The 11,331-nt window shown below is 44.0% G+C and carries 8 protein-coding genes; 6 read left to right on the top strand and 2 right to left on the bottom strand.

The genetic code is table 11. The features are described 5' to 3' along the window. Positions 1-113: 113 nt before the first annotated feature. From B2O97_RS00395 to B2O97_RS00370, 6 genes are all read left to right on the top strand, one after another. Positions 114-2,690, top strand: coding sequence for a hypothetical protein (locus B2O97_RS00395; protein ID WP_286766658.1), 2,577 nt, complete (start codon positions 114-116; stop codon positions 2,688-2,690). A gap of 200 nt (positions 2,691-2,890) precedes the next feature. Then, on the top strand, positions 2,891-5,875 hold the full coding sequence (locus B2O97_RS00390; RefSeq protein ID WP_286766657.1) for a SusC/RagA family TonB-linked outer membrane protein: 2,985 nt from the start codon (positions 2,891-2,893) through the stop codon (positions 5,873-5,875). Positions 5,876-5,907: 32 nt separating this feature from the next. Beyond that, positions 5,908-7,473 (top strand): RagB/SusD family nutrient uptake outer membrane protein, encoded by a 1,566-nt coding sequence (locus B2O97_RS00385; RefSeq protein WP_112376553.1) that lies wholly within the window; start codon positions 5,908-5,910, stop codon positions 7,471-7,473. Between the two features lie 111 nt (positions 7,474-7,584). Beyond that, positions 7,585-8,637 (top strand): DUF5111 domain-containing protein, encoded by a 1,053-nt coding sequence (locus tag B2O97_RS00380; RefSeq protein ID WP_286766656.1) that lies wholly within the window; start codon positions 7,585-7,587, stop codon positions 8,635-8,637. Between the two features lie 36 nt (positions 8,638-8,673). After that, positions 8,674-9,696, top strand: coding sequence for a glycoside hydrolase family 53 protein (locus tag B2O97_RS00375; RefSeq protein ID WP_112375999.1), 1,023 nt, complete (start codon positions 8,674-8,676; stop codon positions 9,694-9,696). Positions 9,697-9,760: 64 nt separating this feature from the next. Continuing rightward, complete coding sequence (locus tag B2O97_RS00370; RefSeq protein WP_204991014.1) at positions 9,761-10,018, top strand: hypothetical protein; 258 nt, start codon at positions 9,761-9,763, stop codon at positions 10,016-10,018. Between the two features lie 200 nt (positions 10,019-10,218). Here B2O97_RS00370 and B2O97_RS00365 read toward each other — a convergent pair whose 3' ends face one another. Next, positions 10,219-10,683 carry a hypothetical protein gene (locus tag B2O97_RS00365; RefSeq protein WP_286766655.1) on the bottom strand — a complete coding sequence of 155 codons (465 nt, stop codon included), beginning with the start codon at positions 10,681-10,683 and terminating at the stop codon, positions 10,219-10,221. 115 nt (positions 10,684-10,798) lie between these two features. After that, positions 10,799-11,266, bottom strand: coding sequence for a PA2169 family four-helix-bundle protein (locus B2O97_RS00360; protein ID WP_286766654.1), 468 nt, complete (start codon positions 11,264-11,266; stop codon positions 10,799-10,801). Between the last annotated feature and the right edge of the window lie 65 nt (positions 11,267-11,331).

Genomic DNA, 11,331 nt, shown 5'->3' with positions numbered 1-11,331 from the left:
GTTGGGGATGTCCAATTTGTGTTGTTCTTTGTCCGATATGTGGCCTTAAAAAATAATCACGTTTGATAGGTTTGTAAGAGTAATAACCAAAAAATTATAAATCGATACAATCCATGCGTGTAATTATTTTATGCTGCTTTGCTCTTTTGGGCTATGTCAATTCTTACGCTCAATCGAAGGCGATTAAAAAGGTCCCTACAGTTTTTGTCGACCGTGAAGGTGTCATGCGCTGGTCCGACTCCAAAGCTGAAGCTTCATTTTATGGCGTCAATTATACCGTTCCTTTTGCCCATGCCTTTCGGGCTTTACACGATAAAGGCATCGATCGAAAGCGGGCTATTGATCGGGACGTTTACCACTTCGCCCGTTTGGGATATAATGCTTATCGTATCCATATTTGGGATGTAGAAATCTCCGATAAAAATGGTAACCTGATCAGCAATGAACATCTTGATCTATTGGATTATCTACTTTTTAAACTTCAGGAAAGGGGAATTAGGATCCTGATTACGGGAATGACCAATTTTGGTAATGGTTATCCAGAAAGAAATATAAATACAGATGCATTTACGTATCATTATGATAAGTGTGCGGTTCATGCTAATCCACAGGCGATAGCTGCTCAAGAAAAATACATTACCCAGTTACTTCATCATGTCAACCCGTATACCGGAAATGCTTATCAGACGGACCCTTACATCATAGGTTTTGAAATAAATAATGAACCTTGCCATACAGGTGCCATTCAGACGACGTCGGACTATATCGGTCGAATGGTGAAGGCTATGAAGAAAGCCGGGAATAAAAAACCGATTTTCTACAATGTAAGTCATAATATGGAACATGTTAAGGCTTATTTTGATGCTGATATCCAAGGGACAACCTATCAATGGTATCCTGTGGGACTGGTTGCTGGACGGGAACGTCAGGGGAATTTTCTTCCTTACATTGATCAGTACGATATCCCTTTTTCAAACTTGAAAGGCTTTGCCAACAAAGCGAAGGCGGTTTACGAATATGATCCTGCTGATAATCTCTACAGCTACATGCATCCCGCGATGAGCCGCACATTTCGTTCGGCGGGATTTCAGTGGATCACTCAGTTTGCTTACGATCCGATGGATATTGCAGCCTACAATACCGAATATCAGACACATTATCTCAATTTGGCTTATACCCCGGCAAAAGCACTGAGTACCATGATCGCTGCGGAGGTAGCTTATACGATACCAAGAAATAAAAAGTTTGAACAGTATCCTCAAGACACCCTATTTGGCGATTTTAGCGTCAGTTATGAGCAGGATCTCTCCGTGATGAATGCGCAGGATAAGTATTTTTACACCAATAATACGACAGTAAGGCCTTTAAATCCAACGAAATTGCAACATATTGCCGGTCATGGTTCATCACCTGTGGTGGAATACCGTGGATCTGGTGCTTATTTTTTAGATCGACTGGAAGATGGTCTATGGCGTTTGGAGGTTATGCCGGATGCAGAAAAAATCGCTGATCCTTTTGCTAAGCCATCGCTCGATCGGGAGGTGGTACATATCCTGTATCGGTCACAGATGATCGATATTCGGATTCCTGATCTAGGCGACCTGTTTACCGTCCGGTCACTGGTAGGAAAAAATGACACCGATGAAGCTATTTCAGTTGCTAAAACAAGTTTTAGCGTTAAGCCTGGAGTATATCTGTTAAAGCGTAAGAATATCCAGCTGAAAAATAGCTGGCTAGCTTCCTCGCCCTGGAAAAATGGCTATTTGGGCGAATATTACGCGCCAAAAACTGAAGCGCTGAAGCTACCTCTATTGATACACCAGCAGCCCAAAGTATTGGAAAAAGGGCGCTCTACCAAATTGCAGTTCCGTTATGTTTTTGAAAAACAGCCCGATTCCATTATTCTACAAACGGATCAGGTTTCGTTTTGGAAAGATCATAATCCCTACATCAAGTTGATCTCCAAAGATAACTGTACCTATGAAGCGGATGTCCCGGCATCCTTATTCGTGGGCAATGAATTGAAATATACAGCTACTGTGTTTGTGGATTGTGAAAAAATTACCTATCCTGATAATCAGACTGGAGCACCGCTGGATTGGAATTATCGTGTCAATAGTTATTGGACGGTGGGTTTAAATGAGCAGCGGGCGCCTATAGGGCTTTTTGAGTCCTTGTCCAAAGTCTCTTCTTTGGAAACTTTCGCTATTCCAGAAACGGCTTACATGACTGCGCAACGGGAGCATCATGATCTCAGTAAAGTTCCTTTTTGGACCTATACTTTTCATGCTAAGGATTCTGGGGTACAGTATTTTTGGGTAAAAGATATCAAATCGACAATTGCTGAACGGCCTGCGGGTATCGCTGCTGCCACAAAACTCTGTATACTCTTGAAACATGAGGGCGGGAATCCGCTACTGCATGCTGGGTTTGTTACAAAAAAAGGGTATACCTATGTGGAAAACATAGCTATTGGGACATCGGGCGAATCTTTGGTCCGTATGGATCTAGCCGACTTAAAGCTTGTGCCTACGGCTTTGCTACCTGCTCCTTATCCTGTATTTCTTGAACGGTTTTTTAAACCTACAGTTCAGGCTCAATTTGACAAAAGGGAGATCGAAAAACTAATCGTTTCAGGCGAAAAGATGGAAGGGGTGGTACTATCCATAGCTGCGATATGGCTCGAATAGCGATACAGCTGCTTAATGCCACCGATTAGTAGGGCATGGATAATAATCCGTCAGGCTGTAAGGATCAAGTTTTGGAGCAGGACGACGACCTGAAAAAACGACGGCGTTTTTTAGGGGAATGCTTAAATAAAGCGATAAGGAGTACAAAAAATATAATAAAGGGAAAGAAAACAATTATAAACACATCTAAATTTTAAACAATGAAGGGTTTTGCATTTAAAACAAGTTTATTGGGCTTGTCCTTGCTATCCTGTCTTGGGGAAACGCAGCTTTATGCTGCAACGAAAGGGGAAAGCAAGTGGATCAGGTCGATGCAACAACAGGATGTCCGTGGGGTGGTCCGCAACGAGCATGGGCAGGTGATGGCAGGTGTTACTGTATTGGTGGCCGGAACTACGGTGGGCACTTCAACAGCGAGTGATGGCTCGTACCGTATCTCATTGCCCAAGGGTAAATCCCAGCTTCTATTCTCTGTTGTAGGCTACAGTAGCCAAACCTTGACGGTTGTAGGGGGAACATCCGTGGATGTCAGCATGGTGCCTGCGGGAAATGTGCTGGAAGAGCTCGTCATCGTAGGATATGGTAGTACGACAAAAAAGGATCTAACCGGTGCCGTAAATACGGTTGGAAGCAAGGATTTTAACAGTGGACTTGTCGGCTCTCCCGAACAGCTGATCAATGGAAAAACAGCTGGTGTGCAGGTGATGTCCAACAGCGGTTCTCCTTCTTCCGGGAGTACGATACGTATCCGTGGGGGAGCCTCCTTGAGTGCCAGCAACGATCCATTGATCGTATTGGACGGTGTACCGCTAGAGACTGGTGGTATTAGCGGCAATAGTGGCAATTTTCTCAGTCTGATCAACCCGAATGATATCGAAAGCATGACAGTGCTCAAAGATGCATCATCGACAGCTATCTATGGTTCCCGAGCGTCAAACGGGGTATTATTGATAACAACAAAGAAGGGTAAAGGAGATGCTTTACGGCTTTCTTTCTCTTCAATCGTGTCCATGCAGCAGGCTATGGGAGTGGCTGATATGATGTCGCGCGATGAATTTGCCTCGCTCATCAATACCAAAGGGAGCACTGCCCAAAAGGCATTATTGGGCAATGCCTCAACAGATTGGCTGTCTGAGGTTTTTCAGGATGCCATGGGGACGGATAATAACTTAAGTCTACAGGGAAAGATCGGTAAAACCTTGCCTTTTCGTACATCGGTGGGCTATTATAATCAGCAAGGGACTTTGCGTACCGACAAAACGGAGCGCGTGACGGGCGCTTTGGTATTAAATCCCACTTTTTTTAATAAACACCTGACCGTAAATTTAAATGTTAAAGGTGCCCATAACAACAACGCATTTGCCAATACCGATGCGATATGGTCTGCTGTAGCGTTTAATCCTACGCAACCGATTTATTCTGGGGCAGATGCTTATGGCGGCTATTACGAGAGTTTGGATAATGCGGGTCTTCCGGCAACAGGTGCAAACCTCAATCCACTGGGATTGCTCAAGCAGGAAAAACACCGTAGTACAGTCAATAGAGCGGTGGGTAACCTTGACCTCGATTATAAATTCCATCCGCTGCCTGAACTGAAAGCGCACGTAACACTCGGATATGACTATGCCAAAGGGAATGGATCGAATCTTATTCCGGCAAGTGCGGCCAATAATTTTACGATTGGAGGCTCTTTTGACCGTTATGAACAGACGCTTAAAAATAAATTGTTTACAGGCTATCTAAACTATAACAAGTTCTTCCCGGAAATTAAAAGTACAATTGATGTGACAGCAGGTCACGATTATCAATATTGGATTGCCCGACGGCCACCTATAGTATACTATAACGAAGCTGGTGATATACGCTCGACTGCTATTGCATCTGACGAACGACATACGCTGATTTCCTGGTACGGACGGATCAACTACAATTACGATAGCCGTTATTTATTGACCGCTACGGTCCGTAAGGATGGAACTTCCCGATTCAGTCCCGAAAACCGTTGGGGGACATTTCCCTCAGTCGCCTTGGCCTGGCGTCTTTCGCAGGAGTCTTTCATGAAAGGAATCTCTTTCATGGACGATCTAAAGCTCCGGGCGAGTTACGGTGTTACAGGGCAGCAGGAAGGAATCGGAAATTACGAATATTTGCCGGTATACAATTTGGGAACAGCCTATGCACAGTATCGTTTCGGCGATCAGTACCATCTGGTGTATAGACCATCGGTTTACAATCGGGACTTACGCTGGGAAACGACCAAAGCATTTAACTACGGCCTGGATTTCGCTTTCTGGAAAAACAGGCTGTCTTGTGCAATTGACTATTACACAAGAAAAACACATGATCTATTGGCCAATGTGCCTGTAGCCGCAGGAACCAATTTTGATCAGAACGCGACTATCAACGTAGGTAATGTTGAAAGTAGTGGCTTCGAATTTCAACTGAATACCGTGCCCATACAAAAGGATAATTTGCGCTGGGAAGTCAATTTCAATGCGACTAATCAGCATACAAAAGTAACCAATATAGCTTTGGTGCAGGATGCGAATGCCATAGGAACTTATGTGGGACCGAATGTCAGTGGCCGTGGTATACAGATTCTGACAACGGGGTATCATCCTTACATGTTTTATGTCTACAAACAGTTGTACAATGAGGCTGGCAAGCCGCTCGAAGGTGTATATGCGGATCTGAATGGTGATGGAGCGATCAACGAAAAAGACTTGTATCGCTATCAATCGCCCGCGGCAAAATGGCTCTTTGGTTTCAATACGCAGTTAACTTACAAAAAATGGACAGCAGCAACGACACTACGCGCAAATTTGGGTAACTACGTATTCAATAATACCAAAATGAATCTTAGTGCTTGGGAAACAGTTCAATATGTGGATGCGTCGATCAATAACTTACATCGGGATTACTTGGATACCCAATTCCAGACCAGACAGTATTATTCGGATTTTTACGTCGAAAATGCTTCCTTCCTTCGGATGGAAAACGTGTCGGTGAACTATAATTTTGGTCAGGTGGGTAAGATCTCCAATCTACGTGTGGGTGCGGTAGCTCAGAATATTTTTATTGTGAGCAAATATAGCGGTATGGACTCTGAGGTTCCGAGTGGCTTCGACAGTTCGTTCTACCCACGCTCAAGAACTTTCTCCTTGAGTCTCAATATGGATTTTTAATGGCTACCTCAAAAAAGAAAACTTATATAGCGATGAAAAATATAAAAAGATATTGTTTTGGATTGTTGTGTTTAATCGCATTGCTGCAATCCTGTACAAAGGACTTAAACCAGTATCCCACTGTAGAAACTACTTCGGAGTCGGTATACACCTCTGTGGATGGTTACCGGGCTGTGCTTGCTAAATTGTATGCCTCATTTGCCGTTGCGGGCAATGGACGTGGTGATGCCGATCCGGATATGGCGGGCAGCACGGCTTCTTGGGGGTACCTTCGGGTGTACTTTAACTTGCAGGAGGTACCGACTGATGAGGTGATCTATACATGGGCAGGAGGCGACAATATGACCGATATCCAGTATATGACCTGGGGAGCTTCCGATACCTGGGTCAATGCCATGTATTATCGGATCTATTATACGGTAGCCATCTGTAATGAATTTCTACGGAATGCAACAACAGAGAAGCTGGCGACTTTTAATTCGGCCGAGCAGGCACAAATTTTGGAGTTCGCAGCCGAAGCGCGTTTTCTGCGTGCATTGGCCTATAGTCATGCCATGGACCTTTATGGGAACGTTCCTTTTGTGACTGAAAAGGATCCGGTAGCTGCATTTTTTCCACCACGGATGACACGGGCTGATCTCTTTGCATTTATTGAAAAAGAATTGACAGAGGTCGAAACGATCTTACCGGAAGCACGTCAAAATGAGTATGGCCGGGTAAGCCGTGCTGCCGCCTGGTCCCTATTGGCCAAGAATTATCTGAATGCGCAGGTCTATACGGGCACAGCACGTAATGCCGAATGCCTGAACTATGCGAAAAAAGTGATTGATGCCGGATATTCCTTAAATGCGAATTATAAGCAGGTATTTAATGCTGATAATGATAAGCGGACCAATGAAATTATTTTCCCGATAGAGGCCGATGTAGCGTATACAACGACTTGGGGAGCGACAACCTATCTTGTCAACGGCCCTATTGTTGGGAGCATGAAATCATCGGATTACGGTGTGCTTTCCGGCTGGAATAGTTTTCGTACACTTCGCGAATTTGTGGCACTCTTTCAGGTGGAAGACAAAAGAGGTGATTTTTGGAAAAATGGCCAGTCCCTGGATGTCGAAGATCCCGCTGCCTCGAGCCAGGGCTATGGGCTTGTTAAGTTTACAAATTTGAAAGATGATGGTACCTATACGACAGATGAAGGATTGGTCAGTACTGATTTCCCGATGATCCGCCTGGCCGACGTGTATCTAATGTATGCTGAGGCTGTACTGCGCGGTGGCGGAGGAAGTGTACAGGAAGCGATCAAATTGGTCAACAGTATCCGTCAGCGGGGATATGGTAGTTCGGCCGGAGCCATTGATCAGGCGCAGCTGACACTGGATTTTATCCTTGCAGAACGCGGCCGTGAACTGTTTTGGGAGTGTACGCGTCGCACAGACCTGATTCGCTTTGGGAAATTTACCGGTAGCGATTACCTCTGGCAATGGAAAGGTGGTGACATGAACGGCCGCTCTGTGGATGCGAAATTCAATCTGTATCCGATTCCAACCACCGATATGAGCGCTAATCCGAATTTGATCCAAAATCCTGGCTACTAGCGCTGGCTGGCATTAATAACTAAATCTATGGGGATATACTGCTATTTGAGCAAACATGCTGCGGAGGGTATCCAGGTATTCCCATATGGACTTTTAAAGATAATGATACCTATGAAACAATTGACACTCTATATTCTGGTGTTGCTTTTCGTTGCCTGTAAAAAGGAGGGTGGGACACCTGCTGTCAGTGGGATAAAACCTGCAGTGTTGTACAGCAGTACAACAGAACTGGTCTTAAAATCTACTGACCGCAAGACCGTAGCGCTGCAGCTTGTCTGGGATGAAGCGATTTTGGCCAGCGATGAACCAATGGCTCAGTCGGCTTTAAAAAATAAGATAGAAATTGCTGCTGATCCATCTTTTTCTGCTGTCACCAAAAGTATCGAGCAGGTAGCAAGCTCGCTCAGCTATACGCATGAACAATTGAATAACCTTGTCACGGGAATGGGATTTTTGCCCGATGAAAAGAACGTGTTTTATGTCCGTATTGCTTCACGATTGGGAACCAATACAGATTGGCTCTACAGTAATGTGATCGCCCTGACTGTGACCGCTTATCAGCCCGTGGAGGATGCTGCCTATCTCTACCTATCTAATAAAGAGTTTACGCAATTTCCATGGAAACTGTGTTCGAGAAAGGAAGATGGTTTTTATGACGGTTTTGTGCGTCTCGACCAATGGTATAATTTTTATTTAACCAATGCGGAAAGTGCGAGTGCACCGCTCATCTATGGTTCTTATCCCCTGGATGGTAGCCAATATATTTTGTATAGTGGAGCTGATCGCTGGAATTGCTGGACGAGTAAAGGTGGATACTTATACTTGACAGCCGATGTCAATAAGTTGGCCTGGAAAGAAACTTCCGTAGAATCCTTGACGGTAACGGGCGATTTTAATGGTTGGAGTGCGACAGCAACACCAATGGTATATGACCAGACGGCGAAGGTTTGGAAAGCAACCATCACGACAACGGCAGCCGAACAATGGGGAATTAAGGTATTGATCAATGGCAGCTGGACTTGGTTTTTTGGTGCAGCAGAGGGCAATGGAAACTGTGCTTTGTATACGGCCGATGGAACTGGCTTCGCTTATGATAAGATCGGTACACATACCTTGATTCTTGATCTAAGCGATCCAAAACAATTCAAATATCATGTGGAATAAAATAGATAGGGACGGGTTCTTAAATGAAATAATCGGATGAAAAAAATAAAAATAATGTTGGCCCTGATAGGCTTGTGTTTGGGCTTGTCTGGCTGCCACGACAAAGATAATCTTAAGGTGGATATACCTAAAACACATTTGGCAAAAGGTGCGGATGTGAGCTGGATTACCGAAATGGAAGCCTCAGGTATGCAATTTTTTAATGCAGGAGGCAGCGCAGTGGATGGGCTGAAAATCTTGCGTGGACTGGGGATGGATGCGGTACGTCTGCGTGTTTGGGTAGATCCCGAACAAGGCTGGTGCAACAAGAATGACGTACTGGTGAAAGCTCGTCGGGCGCATCATCTGGGCATGCGTATTATGGTGGATTTTCATTACAGTGACACCTGGGCGGATCCGGGACAGCAGACAAAGCCTGCCGCCTGGAAGAGCTTATCGTTTGATGGGTTAAAGAAGGCTGTTAGTGATCATACAACGGAGGTTCTTCAATTGCTAAAAGATAGTGGTATCTCACCTGAATGGGTGCAGGTCGGTAATGAAACGGGCAACGGAATGCTTTGGGAAGATGGAAAAGCCTCTGTCAGTATGGCTAATTATGCCACATTGAATAATGCCGGTTATGATGCGGTAAAAGCGGTGTTTCCGGCAGCAAAAGTGATCGTACACCTGCATAATGGATTTGACAATGACTTGTTTCGTTGGATGTTCGACGGTCTGAAAAAAAACGGTGGGAAATGGGATGTAATTGGGATGTCACTTTATCCGACCCCAGAAAACTGGGAAGAGCGCAATGCGGCCTGCATCAGTAACATCAAAGATATGGTTGCCCGATACAATTCAGAAGTGATGATCTGCGAGGTGGGGATGAGCTGGGATGAAGCAGATAGTGCTGAAATATGGTTAAAGGATCTTTTCAACGCGGTCAATAGTGTGCCCGATCAGAAAGTACTGGGTATATTCTATTGGGAGCCTTTGGCGTATGGTGGGTGGAATGGTTATACCCTAGGTGCATTTGACAATAATGGGCGCCCAACAAAAGCATTGAATGCGTTTAAATAAGGTATATTTAAACCGCTGAATGACAATGAAAAAATTGAACTGTAGACTATAAACACCTGATTTGATGATGAGATTACTGCGTACGACTTACTTTTTGTTTCTTTTATTCCTACTTGTTCCGGGCAATTCGTACGGACAGTCTGCACGGCAATCCTTCTTGTTGGAGAAAAACTGGCGTTTTTTTCAAGGTGAGGTTGTTCATGGGGAGTCAGTAGCATTGGATGATAAGGCCTGGAAAAAAGTCACGGTACCGCATGATTGGGCTATTTTCGGGCCCTTGGACCGGTCACACGATCTGCAGGATGTTGCCTTGATCGTTTAGGCAGGGGAAGAAAATCGGGAAGGATTCAGATAAAGGCGAAGTGCAAAGATTTAAAAGAGGGGGTATTAACTGTACAGACTGTAAATTCTAAAACTTTTGTGACCGTAGCTTTTGTTTAAATGATACCTTAAGTAAGTTAGTGAGTTGATTGTATTTTAACAGAAAGGCTAGATCGATATCGATCTAGCCTTTCTTGTGCATTATTTTCTCCTAATCTGTAGCTTGACACCTAGGCCGAGGCCAATATAATCATCAAATTTAAGATACTTTTTCTGTACGGCGCTAAAGAGGTAAAGATCGCTGGTATGAAGATCATAAGAGAATTTTACGCCTTCAAAATAAGAGTTGCTGGATTTTATTTTATAACTGAAGTCCTGTCCTACAAAGATATTGATGCGTAGCCTGGTCGAAAACCGATAATAGCTATTCGGGTATTTGTCAGGTTCTTTATACCAAAATTGTTTACCCAATGTCGTATTGAGATAAGCACCGGTACGCAAGGGATGATAAGTAAACTGTTTATTGAGTTTAATTTTCCACGGTGTATACGATTGACGCAGCGTTAAGGTAAGTTTAGCCCGGTCTGTATCATATTTCGGTACATAGCCAAGCAGGAAATCTGTCGACTGGAATCTCTGTTCGGGAGAAATGGAAGCAATCAGCAAAGGCGGCGCTACATTCTTGGCTAAGATGAGTCAATGATGAAGTCTAAACATAAAAAAATACCGAAGCAATATACACTTCGGTATTTTTTGTGAAAAAGAAAATTACAATTTAAAGTTAGATGGTTTTGCTGTCACGCAGCATCTTAATGATATTGTGCGCTTCAAGCTGCTTGCTGAGCTGCGTGTTGATCAAACTATGCACATTTTGCGAAAGCTCTTCCGATCCTTCAGCCAAAGCGGTTTGATAGGTCGATTTGAATGCATCTTCGCCCTGCTCACAGGTTTCTAGTAGACTTCTTTCGTCATCTCCCGTAATATTTACTTTTATTCCCATCCAGGCGCGGAAAAGCTTACCGCTCAGCATAGTGCTGTCTGTCGGTTCTTTGCCCTCAAGCTCAACATAAGGTGTCAATTCGGCTATAAATTCTTCCGACTGTCCGATAAATTTTTGAAATGTTGGTACTAGTCTATCCAAGCCGTGGCTGGTTGCTAGATCAATTGCCTTTTTATAACCTTCGATGCGGTCGTTGTTGATTTTGATAATATCGTTGATGATCTCCGGATTGTTGATGTTGTTTTCCATAATATTGTTATTTGTTATCATTTTTGTTTATTCGAAAAACAGCAGGCGTTGCATGATCGTTTGCA

This window comes from Sphingobacterium sp. UBA865 (genome assembly GCF_002295765.1).
Taxonomy (GTDB): Bacteria; Bacteroidota; Bacteroidia; order Sphingobacteriales; family Sphingobacteriaceae; genus Sphingobacterium; species Sphingobacterium multivorum.
This window is presented reverse-complemented; position numbering and strand designations above follow the sequence as displayed.